This is a genomic window from Qipengyuania aestuarii (assembly GCF_019711535.1).
In the GTDB taxonomy this organism is placed as follows: Bacteria; Pseudomonadota; Alphaproteobacteria; order Sphingomonadales; family Sphingomonadaceae; genus Qipengyuania; species Qipengyuania aestuarii.
Map to the genome: position 1 here is coordinate 627535 of NZ_JAIGNP010000001.1, position 23237 is coordinate 650771.

At 64.2% G+C, this 23237-nt stretch carries 22 protein-coding genes, 2 tRNA genes and 1 other RNA gene; 9 read left to right on the top strand and 16 right to left on the bottom strand.

Annotation, left to right across the window (positions count from 1 at the left end):
• Positions 1–84: 84 nt before the first annotated feature.
• A tRNA-Thr gene (locus K3175_RS03105) sits at positions 85–160 on the top strand.
• Between the two features lie 83 nt (positions 161–243).
• Here the strand turns inward: K3175_RS03105 and K3175_RS03110 are convergent.
• Positions 244–329, bottom strand: a tRNA-Tyr gene (locus K3175_RS03110).
• Positions 330–482: 153 nt separating this feature from the next.
• On the opposite strand from K3175_RS03110, the gene rlmB reads away from it, so the two are divergent.
• Positions 483–1274, top strand: coding sequence for a 23S rRNA (guanosine(2251)-2'-O)-methyltransferase RlmB (rlmB, locus tag K3175_RS03115; protein WP_221541892.1), 792 nt, complete (start codon positions 483–485; stop codon positions 1272–1274).
• 111 nt (positions 1275–1385) lie between these two features.
• Positions 1386–2150: a hypothetical protein gene (locus K3175_RS03120; RefSeq protein WP_247710628.1), complete on the top strand. Its 765-nt coding sequence runs from the start codon at positions 1386–1388 to the stop codon at positions 2148–2150.
• Positions 2151–2232: 82 nt separating this feature from the next.
• Here the strand turns inward: K3175_RS03120 and K3175_RS03125 are convergent, their stop codons facing one another.
• The 4 genes from K3175_RS03125 to K3175_RS03140 form a co-directional block, all read right to left on the bottom strand.
• Positions 2233–2505, bottom strand: a complete 273-nt coding sequence (locus K3175_RS03125) for an HU family DNA-binding protein (protein WP_221541894.1) — start codon at positions 2503–2505, stop codon at positions 2233–2235.
• A gap of 214 nt (positions 2506–2719) precedes the next feature.
• Positions 2720–5113 carry an endopeptidase La gene (lon, locus tag K3175_RS03130; protein WP_221541895.1) on the bottom strand — a complete coding sequence of 798 codons (2394 nt, stop codon included), beginning with the start codon at positions 5111–5113 and terminating at the stop codon, positions 2720–2722.
• 300 nt (positions 5114–5413) lie between these two features.
• Positions 5414–5755, bottom strand: a complete 342-nt coding sequence (locus K3175_RS03135) for a YbaB/EbfC family nucleoid-associated protein (protein ID WP_221541896.1) — start codon at positions 5753–5755, stop codon at positions 5414–5416.
• Between the two features lie 10 nt (positions 5756–5765).
• Positions 5766–7664, bottom strand: a complete 1899-nt coding sequence (locus K3175_RS03140; RefSeq protein ID WP_221541897.1) for a DNA polymerase III subunit gamma/tau — start codon at positions 7662–7664, stop codon at positions 5766–5768.
• A gap of 86 nt (positions 7665–7750) precedes the next feature.
• Between K3175_RS03140 and K3175_RS03145 the strand changes: the two genes are divergently transcribed.
• Entirely contained in the window at positions 7751–8239 is a 489-nt protein-coding gene (locus K3175_RS03145; protein ID WP_221541898.1) for a DUF4188 domain-containing protein, read from the top strand.
• On the opposite strand, the gene ffs is transcribed toward K3175_RS03145, so the two are convergent.
• From ffs to K3175_RS03165, 4 genes are all read right to left on the bottom strand, one after another.
• Positions 8238–8332: signal recognition particle sRNA small type (gene ffs, locus K3175_RS03150), an RNA gene on the bottom strand. The two genes, K3175_RS03145 and ffs, sit on opposite strands and share 2 nt — an antisense overlap.
• A 147-nt stretch (positions 8333–8479) precedes the next feature.
• The gene (locus tag K3175_RS03155; RefSeq protein WP_221541899.1) at positions 8480–8758 is read right to left on the bottom strand and encodes an ETC complex I subunit; all 279 of its coding nucleotides are present in this window, start codon (positions 8756–8758) and stop codon (positions 8480–8482) included.
• Between the two features lie 17 nt (positions 8759–8775).
• On the bottom strand, positions 8776–11208 hold the full coding sequence (gene hrpB, locus K3175_RS03160; protein ID WP_221541900.1) for an ATP-dependent helicase HrpB: 2433 nt from the start codon (positions 11206–11208) through the stop codon (positions 8776–8778).
• A 29-nt stretch (positions 11209–11237) separates the two neighbouring features.
• Entirely contained in the window at positions 11238–12254 is a 1017-nt protein-coding gene (locus K3175_RS03165; RefSeq protein ID WP_221541901.1) for a polyprenyl synthetase family protein, read from the bottom strand.
• 67 nt (positions 12255–12321) lie between these two features.
• Between K3175_RS03165 and K3175_RS03170 the strand changes: the two genes are divergently transcribed.
• Entirely contained in the window at positions 12322–12630 is a 309-nt protein-coding gene (locus tag K3175_RS03170) for a chorismate mutase (protein ID WP_221541902.1), read from the top strand.
• Between the two features lie 8 nt (positions 12631–12638).
• Here K3175_RS03170 and K3175_RS14130 read toward each other — a convergent pair whose 3' ends face one another.
• From K3175_RS14130 to K3175_RS03195, 5 genes are all read right to left on the bottom strand, one after another.
• Positions 12639–13406, bottom strand: a complete 768-nt coding sequence (locus K3175_RS14130; RefSeq protein ID WP_247710629.1) for a hypothetical protein — start codon at positions 13404–13406, stop codon at positions 12639–12641.
• A gap of 44 nt (positions 13407–13450) precedes the next feature.
• Complete coding sequence (locus K3175_RS03180; protein WP_425594822.1) at positions 13451–14944, bottom strand: sensor histidine kinase; 1494 nt, start codon at positions 14942–14944, stop codon at positions 13451–13453.
• Complete coding sequence (locus tag K3175_RS03185; protein WP_221541903.1) at positions 14892–15572, bottom strand: response regulator transcription factor; 681 nt, start codon at positions 15570–15572, stop codon at positions 14892–14894. The genes K3175_RS03180 and K3175_RS03185 overlap by 53 nt, the downstream gene beginning before the upstream one ends.
• An 85-nt stretch (positions 15573–15657) precedes the next feature.
• On the bottom strand, positions 15658–15963 hold the full coding sequence (locus tag K3175_RS03190) for a PepSY domain-containing protein (RefSeq protein WP_221541904.1): 306 nt from the start codon (positions 15961–15963) through the stop codon (positions 15658–15660).
• Between the two features lie 62 nt (positions 15964–16025).
• Positions 16026–16745 carry an SIMPL domain-containing protein gene (locus K3175_RS03195; RefSeq protein ID WP_221541905.1) on the bottom strand — a complete coding sequence of 240 codons (720 nt, stop codon included), beginning with the start codon at positions 16743–16745 and terminating at the stop codon, positions 16026–16028.
• A 131-nt stretch (positions 16746–16876) separates the two neighbouring features.
• Between K3175_RS03195 and K3175_RS03200 the strand changes: the two genes are divergently transcribed.
• The 3 genes from K3175_RS03200 (at position 16877) to K3175_RS03210 (ending at position 21035) form a co-directional block, all read left to right on the top strand.
• On the top strand, positions 16877–18442 hold the full coding sequence (locus K3175_RS03200; RefSeq protein WP_345719300.1) for an amidohydrolase family protein: 1566 nt from the start codon (positions 16877–16879) through the stop codon (positions 18440–18442).
• 203 nt (positions 18443–18645) lie between these two features.
• Positions 18646–20460, top strand: a complete 1815-nt coding sequence (locus K3175_RS03205; RefSeq protein ID WP_221541906.1) for an ABC-F family ATP-binding cassette domain-containing protein — start codon at positions 18646–18648, stop codon at positions 20458–20460.
• Entirely contained in the window at positions 20457–21035 is a 579-nt protein-coding gene (locus K3175_RS03210) for a uracil-DNA glycosylase family protein (RefSeq protein WP_221541907.1), read from the top strand. Before K3175_RS03205 ends, K3175_RS03210 begins: the two co-directional genes overlap by 4 nt.
• 40 nt (positions 21036–21075) lie before the next feature.
• Here the strand turns inward: K3175_RS03210 and K3175_RS03215 are convergent, their stop codons facing one another.
• The gene (locus tag K3175_RS03215) at positions 21076–21561 is read right to left on the bottom strand and encodes a DUF6456 domain-containing protein (RefSeq protein WP_221541908.1); all 486 of its coding nucleotides are present in this window, start codon (positions 21559–21561) and stop codon (positions 21076–21078) included.
• Positions 21562–21655: 94 nt separating this feature from the next.
• Here K3175_RS03215 and K3175_RS03220 point away from each other — a divergent pair, with 94 nt between their 5' ends.
• Complete coding sequence (locus K3175_RS03220; RefSeq protein ID WP_221541909.1) at positions 21656–22228, top strand: helix-turn-helix transcriptional regulator; 573 nt, start codon at positions 21656–21658, stop codon at positions 22226–22228.
• 25 nt (positions 22229–22253) lie between these two features.
• Here the strand turns inward: K3175_RS03220 and secF are convergent, their stop codons facing one another.
• Complete coding sequence (gene secF, locus K3175_RS03225; protein WP_221541910.1) at positions 22254–23231, bottom strand: protein translocase subunit SecF; 978 nt, start codon at positions 23229–23231, stop codon at positions 22254–22256.
• Positions 23232–23237 lie beyond the last annotated feature (6 nt).

A 23237-nucleotide genomic window follows, 5' to 3' on the forward strand; every position in this document is an offset into this window, starting at 1 on the left:
GATAGGCTTGAGGGCCGAAGCGTGCAATCGGCGCTGGACGCGGCGGCAATTTTCCGCCACAGGCGCGCCCTCACATAGTGATGTGCCGGCTTAGCTCAGTTGGTAGAGCAGTTGATTTGTAATCATCAGGCCAGGGGTTCGAATCCTCTAGCCGGCACCATTTCCCGAAAATCTGCGTATTTGGTCACCGAAAAACGGACAGCCGTTATCCGACGGTGATGGCTTGTTTTGGTGAAGGGCGGGTGGTGGACAGGGCTGGATTCGAACCAGCGTACGCTTGCGCGGGCAGATTTACAGTCTGCTGCCTTTAACCACTCGGCCACCTGTCCACACCGGTTCGCCAAATCTCTCCGGAGAGAGAATTATGCGGGGATTCGCTTGGTATCCCCTGCCGAGAGGCGCCCCTTTGGCGAAGCGGCGCTTGCCTGTCAATGCCCTCACTGGCACTAGCGCCACGCAAATCGAATTACAGGACATGAAGCATGGCAAAAGGCGAACGCAAACGCGCATTGAGAGGCCGGGCCGGCCGCATGAAGGGTGGCCGCGGCAGCGGCAGGGCCAGTGCCGGCCATGTCCGGCTGTGGGGCCGCCATGCGGTCGAGGCAGCGCTGAAGAACCCGGAACGCCAGCATCGTAAGCTGTGGGCCACGCGCGAAGGTGTAGCCTCCTTGGATGGCGAATTGCCGGCGGATTTTCCGGTGGAATATGCCGATGTGCAGGATCTTGCACGTCTGGTAGCGAAAGATGCGCCGCATCAGGGCCTGGTTCTCGAATGTGCAGCCTTGGAGGACAAATATCTCGATGAGGTGCTGGATGGCGATCCGTCCCGTCCGATCGTCGTTCTCGACCAAGTCACCGACCCGCACAACGTCGGCGCGATCATGCGTTCGGCCGTGGCCTTCAACGCAGCGGCACTGGTCACGCAAGACCGCCATGCTCCGCCCGAAGGAGGCGTCATCGGTAAAAGCGCGTCGGGCGCGTTGGAAACCCTGCCGTGGATTCGGGTCGTCAATCTGGCCCGCGCGATGGAGGAGATGGCCGAGGCGGGATACTGGCGGATAGGCCTTACAGGCCATACCGACACGACCTTTGCCGAAGCCCTGCCTGCCGGACCGGTGGCTATCGTCCTCGGGGCCGAAGGTGAAGGCATGCGTCATAATATCGGGACACATTGCGACGCGCTGGCGAAACTGCCGATCTCCGACGAGATCGAAAGCCTCAATGTGTCGAACGCTGCTGCAGTCGCGCTCTATGCAGTTGCAACTCGCAGCTGACACCGAACTGGAAGGAAACGAATGACCATCTCGGTAAAGATACGCGCGCTCGCCTTGGCCGCTGTAAGCTCCCTCGCGCTTTCGGGGTGCCTCCTCTCCCCTGGCTCCTTCATGAGCAAACTGCATGTGATGAAGGATGGCACCTTTTCCTACAGTTACGATGGAGAAATCCAGATGCTGGCTCTGTCCAAGCTGGCGGAGATGGGAAACAAGGGCGAAACGACCTTCGAAGCGGAATGCTGGGACGACGATTTCGAGGAGCGTGAGTGCACGGCCGAAGAAATCGAAGAGCAAAAGACCGCCTGGGATGCGTCGGCCGAGCAGCGCGAAGCGAAAAGCCGCAGAGAGGTTGAGCAGGCAAAAGCCTTGTTCGGCGGTATCGATCCTTCGAACCCGGAGGCGGCGCAGGAGCTGGCCGATCACCTTTCGCGACAACGCGGATGGGATCAGGTCATCTACAAGGGCGACGGCCTTTTCGAAGTGGACTTCAACATTTCAGGACGGATGAGCCACGACTTCGTCTTCCCGGTAGTCGAGAAGATGCCCGTGGCGAACAGCTTCGTCACTGTCGTGCTGCGCAAGGATAATCAGATCCGCGTGGATGCGCCTGGTTTTGCCAATGCCGGCAGCGGCAATCCGATGCATGGCATGATGGGCGGAATGGCCGGCATGATGCAGATGATGATGGAGGAAGAAGGGGGTGAGATGCCAGAGGTTGTGCTTCCCGACGGGACCTTCACGATCATTACCGATGGGCGCATTCTTGCCAACAACACCGACGAAGGGCCCAAGACCGTGGCCAAGGGACAGTCGCTGAGCTGGGACGTGACCCCGCGGAGCGAGCAGGCGCCGACGGCTTTGATTGCCCTCGACTAGGACGCTAAGTTTACCCACCACACAAAAACGCCGCAGCCTCTTATCGAGACTGCGGCGTTTCCATGTCCGATAGGAGCGCGTCTTAGTTGACGGCGTCCTTGAGGCCCTTGCCGGCCTTGAACTTCGGCTGGTTCGAAGCGGGGATGTTCATCGGTTCACCGGTGCGCGGGTTGCGGCCGGTCGATGCCTTGCGCTTGGCAACCGAGAAGGTGCCGAAGCCGACGAGGCGCACTTCGTCACCGTCGGACAGCGACTTGGTGATAGCGTCGAAAACGCCTTCGACAGCGCTGGAAGCATCGCTCTTCGAGAGACCGCTTGTTTCGGCAACTGCGGCAATCAGATCGTTCTTGTTCATTATTCTTGAAACCCCCTCATTACGAGTTCTGAATTTGTAGTCCGGTGAATCACTTCAACCGAGAGGCCGGGAATTGAGAGGCTTTTGCGCTCCGTGTCAAAGGCAAATTCCCCCGAAAACGGCGGGTTAACTCGCTGAAACCCTATTTCTGCGGCAAAACGGGCATTTGATATGCCGCAGCGATTGCATTCGCTGCAGCATATCATGTCTTTTGTTAATGCGCGGTCGGCACCGATCCGCCCATTTGGGGATGGCCCGGCTGGCTGGCGAGGTCGTCGGCTTCGGTCCATTCGATGGGTGACGGCAGCGACGTGAGCGCGTGTTCCAGCACCTCGTCGACATGGCTGACCGCCACGATCTCGAGACCCTGCTTCACATTCTCGGGAATCTCGGCAAGGTCCTTCACGTTCTCTTCCGGGATCAGCACCTTCTTGATGCCGCCCCGCAGCGCTGCGAGCAGCTTTTCCTTCAGACCGCCGATGGGCAGCACCCGCCCGCGCAGCGTGACTTCGCCCGTCATCGCGACATCGGGACGCACGGCGACGCCCGACAGGGTCGAGACGATCGAGGTGACCATGCCGATACCCGCGCTCGGGCCATCCTTGGGCACCGCCCCTTCGGGCAAGTGGATGTGGATGTTCTTGCGCTGGAAGATGCTGGGCTTGATGCCGTAGTGCGGCGCCCTCGCCTTCACGAAACTAAAGGCCGCAGCGACGCTTTCGTTCATCACTTCGCCCAGCTTGCCGGTGGTCTTGATCTCGCCCTTGCCCGGCGTGGTGACGCTTTCGATGGTCAGCAATTCGCCGCCCACCTCGGTCCATGCGAGGCCGGTGACCGCGCCGACCTGCGCTTCGTCCTCGCCCATGCCGTGCTTGAACTTGCGCACTCCGGCGAACTCGGCGAGGTTTTCGGGCGTGATGCGCACGCTTTCCGCCTTGCCTTCGAGTATCCGGCGCAGGCTCTTGCGCGCCAGCCGTGCCAGTTCACGTTCCAGCGTACGGACGCCCGCTTCGCGCGTATAGTAGCGGATCAGATCGCGCAGGCCGTCTTCGGTCAGCTCGAATTCGCCGTCCTTGAGGCCGTGATCCTTGATCTGCTTCTGCAGCAGATGGCGGGTCGCGATCTCGACCTTCTCGTCTTCCGTATAGCCTTCGAGCCGGATGATCTCCATCCGGTCGAGCAGCGGCTGCGGCAGGTTGAGGCTGTTGGCCGTGGTGACGAACATGATGTCCGACAGATCGAGGTCCAGCTCCAGATAGTGGTCCTGGAACTTGCTGTTCTGTTCGGGGTCCAGCACTTCGAGCAGCGCCGAAGCCGGATCGCCGCGGAAGTCCTGGCCCAGCTTGTCGATCTCGTCGAGCAGGAAGAGCGGATTGCTCTTGCCGGCTTTCCTCAGATTGGTGACGATCTTGCCCGGCAGCGAGCCGATATAGGTACGCCGGTGGCCACGGATCTCGGCCTCGTCGCGCACGCCGCCCAGCGACTGGCGGATGAACTCGCGCCCCGTCGCCTTGGCGATCGACTTGCCGAGGCTGGTCTTGCCGACACCCGGAGGGCCGACGAGGCACAGGATCGGGCCTTTCAGCTTATTGGTCCGCGCCTGCACGGCGAGATATTCGATGATCCGGTCCTTGACCTTCTCCAGCGCATAGTGATCCGCATCGAGGATCTCCTGCGCTTCCGCAATGTCCTTCTTGACCTTGCTCTTCTTGCCCCACGGCAGGCCGAGCAGCACGTCGAGATAGTTGCGGATCACGGTCGCTTCGGCGCTCATCGGCTGCATGGCCTTGAGCTTCTTCAGCTCGCTTTCGGCCTTGGCGCGCGCTTCCTTCGACAGCTTGGTCTTGCCGATCTTCTCGGTCAGTTCGGCAATCTCGTTGCCGCCATCCTCGTCGCCGTCGCCTAGCTCGTTCTGGATCGCCTTCAGCTGTTCGTTGAGGTAGTATTCGCGCTGGGTCTTTTCCATCTGGCGCTTCACGCGGCCACGGATGCGGCGTTCGACCTGCAGCACCGACAGTTCGCCTTCCATGAAGGACATGACCATTTCGAGGCGCTTGAGCGGATCGGGTTCGACCAGCAGCGATTGCTTGTCCGAAACCTTCGCCTGGATCGCGGCGGCGATGGTATCGGCCAGATCGCCGGCATCGTCGATTTCGCCCAGCTGTTCGGCGGCATCTTCGCCGATCTTCTTGTTGAGCTTGGCGTATTCGCCGAACTGTTCGACCACCTGGCGCATCATCGCGCTGATTTCGGTGCCCGACGTGGTCGGTTCCTCGATTTCGGTGACTTCGGCGGCGACATATTCGTCCACCGTGCGCAGTTCCTTCAGCTTGGCGCGGGCCTGGCCTTCGACCAGCACGCGCACGGTGCCATCGGGCAGCTTCAGCAGCTGGAGCACCTGCGCGATGACGCCGGTATCGTAAAGGTCGCGGGCCTCGGGATCGTCACAGCCCGGATCGAGCTGCGAGAGGAGGAAGATGTCCTTGGAGCCTTCCATCGCGACTTCCAGCGCCGCCACCGATTTGTCGCGCCCCACGAAGAGGGGGACGACCATGCCGGGGAAAACGACGATGTCGCGCAAGGGAAGGAGGGGAAAGGTCTCTGTCATATGCATTCTGTCCATCTGCGGCCTGCGAGCGAGGCCGTGGCGTTCCTGCGAGATATGGGTAGCGCGCCGCCAAGGTGCAACGCCCCGCAGAGGCTAAGCTGTGCACAGCGCGCCGCGTTCAGCTTCGCCGCCGGGAAGCTGAAGGATGGAGCGCCTGGAGCACAGTCCTGAGGATAAAAAATCCGCTGCCAATGCAAAAGGCCGCAGCGATCTCTCGCGCGGCCCCTGCGGCTTGTCGAATCCAAGGTCATGGCCCGGCGCTAACACAGGCGCGGCCTTGTAGGAAAGTGCCGGGAAAGCTCAGCCCAGACCGGGGATATTCATGCCCGGCGGCAGGCCCATTCCGCCCTGGATCGCTTCCATCTCTTCGGCGGACTTGCGATCGGCCTTGTCGCGCGCATCGTTGAAGGCGGCAGCGACGAGGTCTTCGACCATCTGCTTTTCTTCCGGTTTCATCAGGCTTTCATCGATCTGCACGCCAAGGATCCGGCCCCGCGCCGTGGCGCGCACCTTGACCAGCCCGCCACCGGATGCGCCTTCGACCTCGATCGTGTCGAGTTTGGCCTGCGCGTCGTTCATCTGCGTCTGGATCTGTTCGGCAGCCTTCTGTGCCGCGGCGATCATTTCTTCCATCGATTTCATCTATCTGTCCTCATGCTCTGCGGTTCCACGGAACCTCGCGCCGGATCGGGGGCATATCGGCGCCGTCTTCTATCATTTCGGCATCGGGAAAGGCAGCTTCAACCGCTTTCACCATGGGATGCTCCCGCATTGCCGCTTTGGCCGCCTCGGCCTTGGCCTGGCGTTCCTCTTCCATCGACGGCCGGGCCAGCGAAGGATCGCCGGTTTCCAGCTGCCAGCGGGTTTCGGTGATGGCGTAGAGCGCGTCTTTCAACACCGGTTCGATCGCATCCGAATAACGCGCATCGCGGGCATAGACGAGCTTGCCGTGTTCCACGCTGATCGGGCGGATCTGCAGGCGCATGATGCTTTCCGCCTGAAGCTTTCCGGCGGCGGACACCTTCTCGACCAGCTCTTCCCAGTCGAGCGCGGCGCTGGGCGCGCTGCCACCGCCCTCTCCCGCGTTTCCGCCCGAGGTGGGCGCAGGGGCCGGGGCGCGCGCCGCGAGTTCTTCCAGCTTCTTCGCCAGCCTGCCCGGATCGGGCATGGACGAGGCGTGCAGCACCCGCAGCAGCGCCATGCGCGCCGAAACCAGCGGATCGGGCGCCTGCCGCACTTCCTCGTGCCCCTTGAGGAGCAATTGCCACAGCCGGTGGACCTGCCCGACATCCAGCCGGTTCGCCCACTCGGTCAGCTGTTCGCGCTCTTCGGCGGTGGTGGCATCGGCTTCGCCGCCTGCCACCTGCGCCAGCGCGATCCGGTGGGTGAGGTCCATCAGGCTGCGCATCAGCGCCAGCGGTTCGACGCCCAGCGCATATTGATCGTCCACCCCGGCCAGCGCCGCCTTGGCATCGCCATCGAGAATCTGTGCGAACAGTCGCCGCTGCGCGCCGCGATCGGCAAGGCCCAGCATGTCGCGCACCCGCTCTGCCGTGACCATGCCGCCCGTATCCATATCGGCATGGGCGATCGCCTGATCGAGGATCGACAGCCCGTCGCGCACCGACCCTTCGGCGGCATTGGCGACGATATGGAGCGCCTCGTCCTCGGCTTCGACACCTTCCTTGCGGCAGATTTCGGCGAAATGCGCTTCGAGCAGATCGGACGGGATGCGGCGCAGGTCGAAGCGCTGCGTCCGGCTCAGCACCGTGACGGGCAGCTTGTCGACCTCGGTCGTCGCGAAGAGGAATTTCACATGCGCAGGCGGTTCTTCCAGCGTCTTGAGCAACGCGTTGAACGCATTGCGCGACAGCATGTGGACTTCGTCGATAATGTAGATCTTGTAGCGCGCCGAAACCGCGGCATAGCGCACCGCCTCGATGATCTCGCGCACGTCGTCCACGCCCGTATGCGATGCGGCGTCCATCTCGATCACGTCGATATGGCGGCCCTCGGCAATCGCCCGGCACGGTTCGCACACGCCGCAGGGGCTGATCGTGGGGCCGCCCTCGCCATCGGGACCGATGCAGTTCAGCGCCTTGGCGATGAGGCGCGCGGTGGAGGTCTTGCCCACCCCGCGCACGCCGGTCATCAGGAAGGCATGCGCCAGCCGGTCGCGCGCAATCGCATTGGCCAGCGTGCGGACCATGGCATCCTGCCCGATCAGTTCGGCAAAGGTCTGCGGCCGGTATTTGCGCGCAAGCACGCGGTATGGCTGCGCAGCTTCGGCGGCAGGCTCTGCCGGGGCGGCCGCTTCGGGCGCGGCGGATTCGGGTTTGGTAGACTCTGGCTGGGATGAAGCCGGTTCGGGGTCTGCCGGTGGCGAACCCTGTTCCAGCTCGGGCTCGGGCTCGGGCTCAGGCAGGGCATCGGGCGCGTCGCCGAACATCGAATTCTGCCCCGCTGCTTCCAGATCGGCCGCGCTCGGCGCGTGGTCTTCGGTCTCGGTCTCCCAAGGAAGACCGTCAGAATTGTCCGGTGAATCACCCATGCCGACCTAGGTAGGCGCTAAGCCGCCTTTTGCGAAGCTTGACATTTAGGTTTCGATTTGAAATCTATTTTGGAAAGGAGGTAGCCATGGCTGTCAATGCAGGGCGGATGACCGCCGATTTCACCGGTCCGCTGGTGGTGTTCGTGATCGGAATGCGGATCAACCATTTCCACAAGATTGGCAAATGGTGGCCGGTATTGAGCGCGATGGGCCCGATGCTGAAAGAACTTTCGGCCAATCCGGACAGCGGTTTTCTGGGCACGGAATATTGCCTGCAGGGGCCGCGCCAGGTGATGCTGCTGCAATATTGGCGGGATTTCGACAGTCTCGAACGCTACGCCCGCTCGCGTGACGAGAAGCACTGGCCGGCCTGGGTCGCCTTCAACAGGAATGTCGGGAATGACGGGACCGTGGGCATTTTCCACGAGACCTATACGGTGGCAGGCGGGGCGCATGAGACGATCTATGCCAACATGCCGCCCTTCGGCCTCGGCAAGTTCGCGGGCGTGGTCCCGGCGACGCATTCGCGCAGTGCGGCGCGCAGCCGGATGCGGATCAGTACCGATGCTGGGTGATTAAGGAGCCGAGCGACCCGCCGCAATTCACCTGGGCTGCTTCCTTCCGGACCTGACCCGGTGAGCGAACGCAAACGTCCACCCGACTCCCGGCGCGCCATATGGCCGGGTGGAAACGTCTTTTCAAGCAAAACGTCACCGCGAGCCGGAGGCGCGGCGATCCAGCTCTATTGCTCCGCCAGTCTGACAGGTCGCAAACTGGATTGCCGCGTTGCCTGCGGCTCCTCGCAATGACAATGCTCAGCGGAAATTGTCGGCGTAGGCCTGCAGCTTGAGGTTGTGCGGAGGAGTGGCGTGGACGCGGGCGGCGATGCCGTATTTCTCGGCATAGGCCTTGGCCTCGTCCTTGCTGGGGAATTTGAGCTGCACCTGCGCCTGCGTATCGCCGCTGCCGGTCCAGCCCATCAGCGGGTCTGCACGCCGCGCTTCGGACTGTTCGAATTCCAGCACCCATTCATCGGTGCGGGCCTTGCCCGATTGCATCGCGCTCTGCGGTCTTTGATAGATTCGTGCAGCCATAGTCAGCGCTCTCTAATTCAGCCCCCCGAATTTTGGAAGGCGTTCTTGGTCTTCAGACTGGGCTTTTCCGCCCATGGCTCCTCCGGCCAGCGATGCTTGGGATAGCGGCCCTTCATGTCCTTGCGCACATCGTCCCAGCTGCCGCGCCAGAAACCGGGCAGATCGCGGGTCGCCTGGATCGGCCTTCCGGCAGGGCTGGTGAGCTTGAGCAGCAGCGGCGTGCGCCCGACCATCGGATGCCGTTCGAGCCCGAACAGCGCCTGCACACGCACTTCCACGCTGGGCGCATCGTCGCCGGTGTAATCGATCCGGTGCGTCGTGCCTGCAGGGGAGGTGAATTCGCGCGGCGCCTCGGTATCGAGCCGCTGCCGGTCGTTCCAGTCGAGGAGGTTGAGCAAGGCCTCGACCAGCTTCCCCTTCGGAATGTCCAGATCGCGGCGACCCTCGAGCAGGGGCGCCAGCCATAATTCGGTGCTGCTTGCGAGCGCCTCGTCACCAAATGCCTCCAGTCCGATGAAGCTCGCCCTCGCCCGCAGCTCTGCCGGGAGCAGTTTTGCCGGGTTTTCCAGAGCCTTTTCCACAAGGCTGTCCACAATAGCCTGACGGTCGGGTTCGGGATCGGGTCCGCTGGCCAGTGTAATCGCCCCGAGCCTGCGTTCGACCAGAGCTTCGATCCGCTCGCCCTTCCAGCTCAGCACCTTGCGCCGCTCCATCCGATCGGCCAGCCAGCGCTCCAGATCCGCTTCCTCCAGCCGCATGGCCGAGGTGATGCGCGCGCCCTTTGCCTGCCCCTGCGCATCGCCGATGACGAGAAAATCGGCGCGGGCCAGCGGTGAGGCGGGATCGAGCATGAAGCCGCGTCCGCCAGAGGCGATCCAGTGCTCGCCCGAAGCGCCGCGCCGCCTGGCAATAAAGTCGGGACGACCTGCCGCGAGGAGGATGGCGGGCGGCACGTCTGAAACCGTACGTGCCGAGCCATCACCTAACAGGCGGTCAGCCTGCGCAGCCCACCGTCCCGCCAGCTTCCGGCTCGCCTCCGCGCGCGGGCCGCGGTCGCCGTTCCAGCGCGAGAGCCGCGCTTCCATATCCTCGCCCCGCCCGCCGAGGCCGCGTTCCTGCAGCAAGAGCGCCAGCCGCGCGGACAGTTCCGCCTGACCAAGCTCGGCCCCGAACAGCACCATGGCCGCCGCCGAGGGATCGAGCGGCAAGCTCGCCAGTTTCTCGCCGAAGGCCGTGATGCGCCCCTCGGCATCGAGCGCGCCCAAACCCTGCAAGCTGAGACGCGCCGCCGACACCGAAGCTTCCGGCGGTGGGTCCAGCCATTGCAGGCTGGCAGGATCCGCCGTGCCCCATTTCGCAAGATTCAGCACCAAGGGCGCAAGGTCGGCGGTTTCCATCTCCGGCGGATCGAAGCGGGGCCTGCCGCCGTGGCCGCCCTCTTCCCACAGGCGATAGGCGACACCGGGCCCCTGCCGCGCCGCGCGCCCCGCGCGCTGTGCCGCCGCAGCTTGGCTGGCGCGGTGGGTGACGAGATGCGTGGTCCCCGCCGCCCGGTCAAATTCGGCGCGCCGCGCAAGCCCTGCATCCACCACCACCGATACTCCGTCGAGCGTCAGTGAGGTTTCCGCGATCGCGGTGGCCAACACGATTCGGCGCCGTCCGCCGGGATCGGGGCGGATGGCCGCGCGCTGATCGGCGGGCTGGACCTGCCCATGCAGCGGCAAGACCAGCGCCTTGGGCAGCCGCTCCTCCAGCCTTTCGCGGGTCCGTTCGATTTCGCCGACGCCGGGCAGGAAGGCGAGGATGTCGCCCTCCTCTTCGCGCCAGGCGGCGGCGATGGCTGCCGTCATGGCGTCTTCCACTCGCACCTGCGGGGACGAGCCGAGCCAGCGGATGGCGAGCGGATAGGCCCGCCCTTCGCTCTCGATGACCTGCGTGCCCTCTCCCATCAACGTGGCGAAACGCGACCCGTCGATGGTGGCCGACATGACCAGCACGCGCAGATCGTCCCGCAACACGCCCTGCGTTTCGAGTGCCAGCGCCAACCCCAGATCGCTGTCGAGATGGCGCTCATGCGCTTCGTCGAACAGGACGGCTGAAACGCCTTCCAGCTCGGGGTCGGCGAGGATCGTGTTCACGAAAATCGCCTCGGTAACCACGAGCACGCGGGTCCGGGCCGAACGCTTGCTGTCGAGGCGGGTGAGGTAACCCACCGTCTCGCCCGGCTTTTCGCCGAGCAGCTGCGCCATGCGTTCGGCTGCGGCGCGCGCGGCAACGCGGCGCGGCGAAGTCAGGATCACGGTGCCCTTGCACCAGTCCTCGTCCAGCAGCGCCGGAGCGACCGCCGTGGTCTTGCCCGCACCGGGCGGCGCGACCAGCACGGCGCCGTTGCTGTCACGCAGGGCGCCGAGCAGATCGGGCAGGACGGAAAAGATGGGAAGGTCGGACACGCGAGCGCCCTAGCCGCAAACCGCCGGAATCAATATCCCCGCGATACCGAGAACAGCGCCGCCTGGACCATGGCCTGCCGCGCCTTGCCATCAGGAAAGATCGACAGCGCATCGATGGCGCGCTGCGCGAAATGGCGGGCGCGCGCCTTGGTATCGGCCACGGCGTTGTGCCGTTCGATCAGGCGGATCGCTTCGTCGAGATCGTCGTCCGAGGTGCGGAAACCGGCAATGGCCGCTTTCCAGAATTCCCGCTCTTCCTCGGTACCTCGGGCATAAGCCAGGATCACCGGCAGCGTCATCTTGCCTTCGCGGAAATCGTCGCCCCGGTCCTTGCCCATTTCGGCAGCATTCGAATCGTAATCGAGCGCATCGTCCACCAGCTGGAAGGCCACGCCCAGATTGCGGCCGTATTCGTCGAGCGCTTTTTCCTCTTCCTCGCTCCGTTCCGCGACCACGGCCGCAATGCGGCTGGCGGCCGCGAACAGCGCGGCGGTCTTGGCGCGAATGATGTGGAGGTAGCGTTCCTCGCTCGTGTCGATCTTGCGCTGGGCGGTCAGCTGGTCGACCTCGCCTTCGGCGATGATCGCGCTGGCACCGGACAGGATCTTGAGGACCTTCAGACTGCCATCTTCGGTCATCAGTTCGAAGCTGCGGCTGAACAGGAAATCGCCCACCAGCACGGTGGCGGGATTGCCGAAGATGATATTGGCCGCCGCCTTGCCGCGCCGCAGGTCGCTGCCGTCGACGACATCGTCATGCAGCAGCGTGGCGGTGTGGATGAATTCGACAGCGGCCGCGAGCCGGTAATGGCGCGTGCCGCTGTAGCCGACCAGTTCGGCACCGGCGAGCGTGAGCATCGGGCGCAGGCGCTTGCCGCCGCCCGAGATGAGGTGGCCGGCCAGGGCGGGAATGAGCGGCACTTCGCTCTGCATCCGATCGAGGATGACCTGATTGACCTGATTCATACCCTGCGCGGTGAGCGCCAGCATGGGCTCGATCGAGGGTTGCGGAGCCTTGCGCGGCAGGGGAACAACGTCTGCTGTCATGTCTGCTTGGCCATGTCCTGCCTAAGCTTTCTTGGCAAGAGAAGCTTTCTCGCTAATCTGGCAAGCAATGACGCAGGACGCGCAACACTCCGCCGCCGAAGACGCCACGCTGGCAGGCTTCCGCAAGAGCATCGACAATATCGATGCCGCTCTGGTCCATATGCTGGCCGAGCGTTTCCGCATCACGCAAGCCGTTGGCGAATATAAGGCCAGGGCCACCCTGCCCCCCGCCGATCCGGCGCGGGAAAAGGAACAGATCGCCCGGCTGCGGCGGCTGGCCGAGGAAAGCCAGCTCGACCCCGAGTTCACCGAAAAATTCCTGCGCTTCATCATCGACGAAGTCATTCGCCATCACGAACAGGCGCGCCGAAGCTAACTAGCGGATCACTCGATTTGGGTGTTGCGCCGGATGCCGGGCTCCCGCCTGACCGACTGATTGCGAACTGCGGGGCGCTGCGGCTCGACCCGGCGCGGCGCGTCCTGTCTCGGTTGGGCACGGGCTCGCGGTGCGCGGGTCGGGGTCACCGACTGGCGCTCTGGCCGCGGAGCTGCGCGCTGTTCGCGCCGCTCTTGGCGCGCCTGGGAGCGGGCGGCCGCTTCTGCCGCCTTGCGAACGAGGCCGTCCGCAAAGCCGTTACGCCGCTTGCCTTCATGCTCCTCGCGCTGGTCTCGCCGATCGCGATGGCCGCGCCTGTCGTCACGGTCCCGGCGGTCGTCACGATAGCGGTGCCCGCGATCGTAGCGGTCGTCACGGTGGCGGCGGTCGGCGCGGTGGCCGCGCCTCCGGTAATCGCGGTAGTAGCCGTCGTGGCCGCGCGAATATCCGTCCCAGTTCTCGTGATACCTGCGGTGGGCGCCGCGCCGGGCCATCCAGTAATGGCGCAGGCGGTCGTTCCAGTGATGACGGGCCCCGCGGCGGTCGTAGACATACTGTCCGGCGCCGGGGTAATAATAGTCGTCATACCAGCCGTAATAGGGATCGTAATACGGGTCACCATATCCCGAACCGTACCCGGTGCCGACGCCCACGCCGACCGAAACGCCCGATCCATAGGGATCGAGCATGGTCGAACAGGCCGAGAGGCCGAGACCGGCAGCGATGACCACGCCCATGCGCAGGGCAAGCGATTTCCTGGGGGCTTTGTTATCCATGAGTCGTTGTATATCGGCGCCGGATTGAACGGGCCGTGAACCTGCTAGGCCGCGCGCGGCAGCCGCAGGACCACCATCAACCCGCCCAGATCCTCGCTTTCGCCGAGTTCGACCTGACCGGAATAGATTTGCGCGACATCGCGCACGATGGCGAGGCCGAGCCCGGTGCCGGGCTTGCCCGTATCCAGCCGCGCGCCGCGATCGAAGATGCGCGTGCGGTCGGCCTCGGGAATGCCCATGCCGTCGTCTTCCACCCAGATGGCGCATAAATCCGCCTCGGGTTCGGCATCGACGGTGACGAAAACGCTGCCGCCGCCATATTTCGCCGCATTCTCGATGAGATTGCCGAGAATTTCATCGAGATCCTGCCGTTCGATGGCGACACTCGCGCTCTTGTTGCCGTCGAGATCCAGCCGGGCGTCCTCATAAATGCGGGTGACCGCGCGCAGGACGCTTTCCGCGCTGGGCCAGACTGCGGCGCGGGCGTGGCCCGAAGCCCGGCGGCCCACTGCGCGGGCGCGGGCCAGATGGTGCTCTACATGGCGCTGCATGGTCCGCGTTTCGCGGCATACCAGATCGGACAGCTTGGGATCGTGCGCGGTGGCGGCGTTGGTCAGCACAGTCAGCGGGGTTTTCAGCGCATGGGCGAGATTGCCCGCATGCATGCGCGCTTCCTCGGCCTGCCTTTCGCTATGGGCGAGCAGCGAATTGATTTCCTCCACCAGCGGCTCGACCTCGAGCGGCAGCGGCTCGTCGATCCGGTTGGCGCCTTCGGACCGCATCGCCTGGATCGCGGCCCTGACCCGCCGCAGCGGCGACAGGCCGTAATAGCTCTGGAGCACCGCCATGATCAGCAGGCCGAGGCCGAGCGCGACAAAGCTCCACACGAGAATGGAACGAATACGCCGGACCTGCGCGTCCATTTCCTCACGCGCGGACGCCACGGCGAAGGTCCAGCGCGTGTCGCTATCGGGCAGGATGATGCTGCGTTCGGCGATGCGCAAAGGTTCGTCGGGAAACTGTTCGCTGTCGTAGAAATGGGCGTCGTCATCGACATGCTCGCCATCGAGCTGGAGCGTGCGGTCCCACAGGCTGCGGCTGGGATAAGGATCGCGGCCCGGCCCGCTGATCTGCCAGTAAACGCCGCTGTTCACTTCCAGAAAGCGCTGGTCGCCGAGTGAGCGATAAAAGCGGACATCGCCCCAGTCGTCCACCTCGGCGGAGGCGATGAGGGCGGTCAGGACATATTCCAGCTGATCGTCGAAATTGCGCTGCACCTGCCCGGTCAGCGTTCGCTCCAGCGCGAAGCCGCCGCCGAGCAGCAGCACGGTGATCCAGATGGCGGCGATCGCCATCATGCGCGCTGCAAGGCTGCGCCGCGGCCCGTGCCGATCGTTCAGGACGACGGGCTGGCCGTCTGAGGCGGGCGCAGATGCGTCCCCGGCAGGAGAACCCGCCGCCGGACGCACCTCGTCCGCCACTTCGTTACGAAGCGCGGGGCGCGTCGGCGGGGTCGTCGAGGCTGTAACCCAGTCCACGGATGGTTGTGATCACGTCTGCACCCAGCTTCTTGCGGATACGCGTGACGAAGACTTCGATGGTGTTCGAATCGCGATCGAAATCCTGGTCGTAGATATGTTCGATCAGTTCGGTGCGGCTGACCACCTTGCCCTTGTGGTGCATGAGATAGCTCAGCAGCTTGTATTCCTGGGCGGTCAGCTTGACCGGCTCGCCCGCTAGAGTGACGCGGCCCGAGCGCGTGTCCAGCCGGACCTGCCCCGCCGTCAGCTCGCTGGAGGTATTGCCCGAAGCACGGCGGATGAGCGCGCGCAGGCGGGCGATAAGCTCTTCGGTCTGGAACGGCTTGGCGAGATAATCGTCCGCCCCGGCATCGAGACCGGCGACCTTGTCCGACCAGCTGTCGCGCGCCGTAAGCACCAGCACGGGGAACTTGCGTCCCTCCTTGCGCCACATGCCCAGCACGGTCAGCCCGTCAATTTCGGGCAGGCCGAGATCAAGGATGACGGCATCGTAATCTTCGGTAGACCCGAGGAAATGGCCGTCTTCGCCGTCGGTCGAAAGGTCGACTGCATAGCCGTTCCCTTCGAGCGTTGTCTTGAGCTGCAGGCCGAGCGTCGGCTCGTCCTCGACGATCAGGATTCTCATGAATTTCCGTCCTCGCTAATAATCTTGCGCGTGTCGTTCATGTAGATGAACGCGTCAAGATGAACGAGGTTTCGGATGGTGGAATTCAGTTGCTGCGGCGCAGGACGCGGCCGGTGCGCGCATCCACATCCACATAGATGACCCGGCCCTCGCGAATGAACTTGAGGCGATAGGCCATGGCCGTGGAATCGTAGTCGAAGCCAAGGTATTCCGCGCCCTTCATCTGCGGCAGGATGCGGTTTTCGATTTCCCGGGCGCGCAGGATATTGCCTGCACGCATTTCCTTGCGCGCCTCGCCCTGGTCGGAGCGACGCTGCGCTTCCGCAGGTGTAGCGGCAATCGGTCCGGCGATCAGGCCGAAGGCGAGCAAGGATGCGATAACCTGTTTCATGATGCCGTTCTGACTAATCGAACGGCATTGAACAAGGTGTGAATGTGGCGATGTGCCCGTGTTCAGCGGGTCATCTCGTATTTAACCGAGATGCTTACTCCGGTCGAAATGGTGCCCGGTTCGACCGGTGCGGATTCGTCCATCGCCTTCAACCGGCTTCCCGTAACCACGATGGGCTGCGGGCCGGAGCGGCCCTGAACGCTCTCGCTGATCTCGAGCAGGCGGACGTTGGAATATCCCGCCAGCGAGGCATATTCACGGGCCTGCGCCTCGGCGCGCTGGAGCGCGGCACGGCGGGCGGCGACCTTGGCGCGCTCATCGTTCTCCAGACCGAAGACGGGGCCGTTGAGATCGGTTGCGCCGGCCACCACCAGGGCATCTAGCACTTCGCCGGTCTCGTCGATCTCGCGCAGCTTCACGGTCACGCGGTTGCTGGCCCGATAGCCGCGAAAGATCTGTTCCTGGCGCTGCTGGTCGTAATCGTACCGCGCGTTGAGATTGATGCTGCTGGTCTGGATATCGCGCTCTGCTACGCCCAGCGATTTGATCCGGTCGATCACTGCGCGCATCGCCCGTGAATTCTGGCGCAGGGCCTCCACCGCATTGGGCGCTTCGCTGCTGACCCCGGCACTGACAGTGACCATGTCGGGCGCTGCGTCCACTTCCTCCAGCACATTCAGTTCGACCACCGGGCCGGTGGCGGCGATCTGGATTTCGGCAGCCTGCGCTGTCATAGGCAAGGCGGCCGCGAATGCGAAGGCGGGAATGGCGTAACGGATCATGGGCAAACTCCTGTTGTCTGACGCGTCTTTCGTCTTGGCTGCTTTACGCACAGCTGAACAAAGCTGTTCCGCGAAATACTTTGCGGCAAAGAAAAGGGCCGGATATCGACGGGCTCAATAGGGGGACGCCAGTGATCAGATTGCACAAATTCTTTGCCATTGCTTTGGCGGCGGCACTCAGCCCGCCGGTTCTCGCCCAGCCGATGGACCGCGTGCCGGACCGGGCGGAAGGCGATGGCCCCTATGAAACGCTGATCGTGTCCGGCGCCACCATGGTCGAAGGATCGGGCGCGCCGCCGACGGGGCCGGTCGATATCGTGATCGAAGGAAACCGCATTGCGGCGATCCATGGCGGCAGCGCCCCCGCAGCCGTGCGCGCCCGCGCCAGCCGCATCGTGGACGCCGCTGGCATGACGGTGATGCCCGGCTTCGTCGATGTGCATGGCCACAATGGCGATGCCGGCAAGGCGGGCCAGCCCTCCTATGGCTACAAGCTGTGGCTCGCCCACGGCGTGACCAGCGTGCGCGGCGTCTCCTTCTATTGGGGTCCCGGCCAGCCCGACCTGGAGGATACGCGCCGCAGCGCCGCCAATACGATCACCGCACCGCGCCTGTTTCCCTATGCCGCCTTCGGCGACAAATGGGACGGCGGCCCAGTGGACAGCGAAGCGAAGGCGCGGGCCTGGGTCCGCTGGGCCAAGGCCGAGGGGTTCTGGGGTATCAAATTCTTCAACTCGCTCGAACCCGATCTGCTCGGCGCGGCTCTCGACGAGGCGGAAAAGCAGGGCCTCGGCACGGTCGCCCATCTCGCCCAGCCCGGCGTCCAGCGCGTCAACGCCCGCAAGGCGGTGGAACTGGGCATGGACGGTGTCACCCATTTCTACGGCCATTTCGAAAGCCTGCTCGATGATGCCGCCCTGCCCACCTATCCGCAGGGCTATAATTATGCCGACGAACAGTCGCGCTTCGCCTGGGTAGCCCGCTTGGCCGATCAGGTGGTGGAACCCGGCAGCGAGGAATGGGACGAATACGTCGATTTCCTCGTCGACAGCGGCGTGACGCTGAGCCCCACCTTCAACATCTATTCCGCCAGCCGCGACGTGATGGCCGCGAAAACGCGCGATTGGCACGAACGCTACACGCTGCCCAGCCTGATGGATTTCTATGCCCCCAGTCCCACCAACCACGGCAGCTATTACAAGGATTGGTCGACCGAGGACGAAGTCGCCTGGCGCAAGTTCTACCGGTACTGGTTCGACGTGACGAAGGAATTTCACCGCCGCGGGGGCCGGGTCACGGCTGGCAGCGATCCGGGATATATCTACCAGACCTGGGGCTTCGCCTATATTGGCGAGCTGGAAATGCTGCGCGAGGCCGGCCTCGAACCGCTCGAGGTGATCCGCGCGGCCACGCTTGCGGGCGCGCAGGAAATCTACCAGCCGCGCGGGGAAACGCCGCCGATGGGGACGATACAGGTCGGCAAGCTGGCCGATATGGTGATCGTGCCGGGCAACCCGCTCGACAATCTCAAGCTGCTTTACGGGACGGGCCATACGAAACTGAACCGCGAAACCGGCGCAATCGAGCAGGTCGGCGGCGTGCGCTGGACCATCAAGGACGGCATTGTTTACGATGCACCCGCGCTGCTGGAAGATGTGGCGCGGATGGTCGAGGCGCAGAAGGCGGCGCGGCCTTAAGGAACAGCCATCGCGAGCGCCGCGGGGCAATCCGTCGTGAGACGGTGCGCCGCTGCCGGTTGTTCGGATGTGGCACCATGGATTGCCGCGTCGCCTGCGGCTCCTCGCAATGACTGTGAGGAGGGTCATTACAAGCAGAGCACTCGCGACAAAAGCGCAGGGCACTTGCCGACAGCCCTCCGCCCGCCTACCTCGCGCCACCTATGGCACAGCCCCCAATTCTCAGCCTCGAAGGCATGGCCCTGCAGCAGGGCGGCAAATGGCTGTTCGGCGGCCCGGATCACGAACCGCTCGACCTCCATATCGGCCCGCGTGACCGGCTCGCGCTGATCGGCCGCAACGGCGTGGGCAAGACCACGCTGTTCCGCATGATCGACGGGCGGATCGATACCGATGCCGGCATGCGCAAGATCAAGCCGCATACCAAGGTGGTGCTGCTCGAACAGGACCCCGATGTGGCTGCCCATGCCACGTTGATGGACTGGGCGCTGGCGGGCGAGAATGCGCCGCAGGAATTCGAGGTGGAGGCCATCGCCAGCCAGCTCGGCATCGACATGGGCCGCGAAACCAAGGGCGCGAGCGGAGGCGAGAAACGCCGCGCGGCGATCGCACGGGCACTGGCGCAGGACCCGGACCTGCTGCTGATGGACGAGCCGACCAACCACCTCGATCTCGCCGCGATCGACTGGCTGGAAAGCTGGCTCGACCGCTACAAAGGCGCCTTCGTCGTCATCAGCCACGACCGGACCTTCCTCAAGCGCCTGACCCGCGCGACCATCTGGCTCGACCGGGGAGAATTGCGCCGCAAGGAAGTGGGTTTCGGCGGCTACGAGGCCTGGGAAGAACAGGTCTATGCCGAAGAAGCCCGCGCGGCGGAAAAGCTCGACGCGAAGCTCAAGCTCGAAGCCCACTGGCTCGAACGCGGGGTAACCGCGCGGCGCAAGCGCAACCAGGGCCGGCTCGAAAAACTGTGGCAGATGCGCGCCCAGCGGGCCTCGATGATTTCGGCCGGCGGCACGGCCAAGCTGAAGCTGGCGACCGAGGCGGAGTTCAAGTCCAAGTCGGTCATCACTGCCGACCAGATCACGAAGTCCTATGGCGACCGCACGATCATCAAGCCCTTCTCCCTGCGCATCCAGCGCGGTGACCGGATAGGGATCGTAGGCGCGAATGGCGCGGGCAAGACGACGCTGCTGAAGATGCTCACCGGCGAGCTGGAGCCCGACAGCGGCACGGTCAACATCGCCAAGACGCTGACCGGCGTGATGATCGACCAGCAACGCCAGCTGCTGACCGCCGACAAGACCGTGCGGCAGGTACTGGCAGAAGGCGGCGACTGGATCGACGTGCGCGGGGTACGCAAGCATGTGCAGGGGTACATGAAGGAGTTCCTGTTCGATCCCAAGATCGTCGACATGCGCGTCTCGGTCCTGTCGGGCGGCGAACGCTCGCGCCTGCTGCTGGCGCGCGAATTCGCCAAGGCATCGAACCTCCTCGTGCTGGACGAGCCGACCAACGATCTCGACCTCGAAACGCTGGACCTGCTGCAGGAAGTCATCGCCGATTACGAAGGCACCGTGCTGATCGTCAGCCACGATCGAGACTTCCTCGACCGTACCGTGACCGTCACGCTGGGCCTCGACGGGACCGGCAAGGTCGATGTGGTCGCGGGCGGTTACGAGGACTGGCAGGCCAAGCGCCAGACACCGGTCTCGGGCAAGGCGAAGGACGAAAAATCGGGCGACAAATCCGCCCCGCCTGCGCCGCCCCCACCTCCGCCTAAGCCGACCAAGCTGTCCTACAAGGACCAGCGCGATTACGAGCTGCTTCCGGCGCGGATCGAGGAGCTGGAAGCCGCCATCGCACGCGGAGAACAAATCCTGGCCGATCCCGATCTCTACACCAGCGATCCGCAGCGCTTTGCCAATGTCTCCAAGGGCATCGAGAACGCGCGCGCCGAGAAGGATGCGGCGGAAGAACGCTGGCTGGAACTGGCCGAGCAGGTCGAGGCGCTTTGACGGCAGCGGCGCTCAAGCGGGAAATCCGGGCTTGCACCCTGTGCGCCGAGCATCTCCCGCTGGGACCCAAGCCAATCGTCCAGTTCAGCGCCACGAGCCGGGTCGTGGTCGTCGGTCAGGCGCCGGGGCGCATCACCCATGAAACCGGCCTCGCCTTCGACGACAAGTCGGGATACCGGCTGGCCGAATGGCTGGGCGTGAGTTTCGAGACGCTGCACGATCCCGCCCGTTTCGCGATCGTCTCGATGGGCTTCTGCTATCCCGGCAAGGCCAGTGGGGGCGACAAGCCCCCACGGCCCGAATGCGCGCCGACCTGGCACGAGCGGGTGATGGAGGAACTGCCCGAAGACCGGCTGACGCTGCTCGTCGGCACCTATGCCCAGCGCGCCTATCTGCCGGATACCAAGAGCTGGACCATGCGGGAGCGCATGCTGCGCTATGCCGAGTTTCTTCCGCATTTTCTGCCGCTTCCCCACCCCGCCTGGCGCAGCACGCTGTTCATGCGCGACAACCCCTGGTTCGAGGCCGAGGTTCTGCCCGAGGTCCGCCAGAGGGTCGCCCGGTTGATCGGCTGACAGGTTGACAGGTTGACACTGTCCTGGAGAAAAATCCGCCTCACCGGATGCAGTAGAAATCGGCCACCCGGTCGAGCGCCAGTTTCAGCACCAGCTTGCCGCTCCTGCTCGGCCAGCCAAGCCCCTTCTCCGCCTCTGCCAGCGCCTCGCAGCCGCAGGCCACGCGCCAGAGGATGTCCTTCAGCCCCGCCCCGGCTTCCGCCATCGCGCCGTCGAAGCGGTCCTTGGCTGACAGCTGGCATTCGGACGGCGTCATGCCGTCATTCCCGCCGCCCCCGGCTCCGCAATCCACGCGCACCGGGTCCCAGCGCATGGTGACCTGCGGCGATAGCTGCGCACGCTCGTAATCCGCCCGCAGCCGCTCCCCCGCATCGAACTGCCGGTCGTCCAGATGGCCGCGCGCATGCAGCCAGGTGAGCGGCGATTCGCCCAGATTCACCGTCACCGTGCGGCGCCTGCCGCGCGGGCTGCCGCGCCGTTTCGGACCGACTTCGGTCAGCTCGCGTTCGATCAATTCGCGTTTCATCCGTGCATCTCCTCGATTTTGAAGAAGCGGACTTGCCTTTATTAGGTTCGTGTAGGAAAGAAGAAAAACCATTTTGGTTATACAGGTACTTTCCATGATCAACCGCATTCGCGACATCCGCAAGCAGAAGGGCATGACACTCGCCGATCTGGCCGAAGCCTGCGATCCGCACACCACGCCGCAGACGGTCGGCCGTCTGGAAACGGGGATGCGCAATCTCTCGCTGAAATGGATGGAGCGGATCGCCGCCGCACTGGGGGTGGAGCCCGAAATGCTGGTCCGCTCGGAAAACGCCGCGCATCCGCAGGTGGTGGCCCGGCTGGGCCAGTCGGGCCCGGAAGGCCTGGAAGAAACGCGCGACGCGATCCTTGCCACCGATCTTGGCGGCGATGGTGCGCTGGTGGTGATGACGGTCGACTATCCGCATGGCGAATACCGCCCCGGCGACCAGCTGTGGCTGCGTCAGCTCGATCCCGCCGATGCGGCGCGCGCTGTCAATCGCGATGTCCTGATCCCGCGCAAGGGCGGGCGCTTCGCCTTCGGCCGCCTGATCGACCGGCAGGGCAAGCTAGTCGGCGTGCTTCCGCCGGGCCACGGGGAAAAGCAGCAGGTCGTCGAAAATCCGGCCTGGATCGGAGTGGCCGAAATGCTCGTCCGCCGCCTCTGACAGGCAGCGGACGAGAGAGTTCAGATCAGACTTCGCCGCGGAGTTTCTTTTCCTGGCGGTCGGCGACCGATTCCTGCGGCACGAAGCTGTTGGAATTGACTCCCATCCACACCAGCAGCGGCGCCGCCATGTAGATCGAGCTGTAAGTACCCACGAAAATGCCGAGCGTGATCGCCGCGGTCAGGCCGAACAGGCTGGCGGGACCGAACAGCAGCAGCGGGATCAGGGCCACGAGCAGTGTCAGCGAGGTCATCACGGTACGCGCCAGCGTTTCGTTGACCGACAGATCCAGCAGCTCGGGCAGCGGCATCTTGCGGTATTTCTTCAGGTTTTCGCGGATACGGTCATAGACCACGATGGTATCGTTCAGCGAATAGCCGATGATCGCCAAAATGGCCGCGATGATCTGAAGGCTGAATTCCAGCTGGAAGAGGCTGAACATCCCCAGCGTCAGCGATACGTCGTGGAACAGCGCGAACAGGCCGCCCACGCCGAACTGCCATTCGAAGCGGATCCAGATGTAGAACGCGACCCCGAGCATCGCGAGCGCCAGCGCGAAGATCGCATCGCTGCGAAACTCGCCCGAGACCTTGCCCGAGACGTTGTCGTTCCCGTCCAGACGGAAGTCGGGATAGTTTTCCTGCAACTGTTCGACCACGGCGTTGGCGGCAGCCTGCGCTGCGTCCTTGTCCGACGAGACTTCGTCGGGCAGGCGAATGCGGATCGAGACCTGGTTGTCCTCGCCGAAGCGCTGGACGACGGGGGTCCCGTAGCCCAGATCCTCGATATCGGTGCGCAGCTGCGCCACCGGAGCCTCGGTGCTCTGCGTGAAGGTAGCGCGCACTTCCAGGCCGCCGGCGAAATCGACGCCGTAATTGAGGCCCTTGGTCATCACGAGCCCCCAGCTCGCCGCGATCAGCACGATGCTGACCACGAAGAACGGGATGCGCCATTTCAGGAACTTGATGTTGGTGTCGTCGGGGACGAGCTTGAGCAATTTCATGGTCCG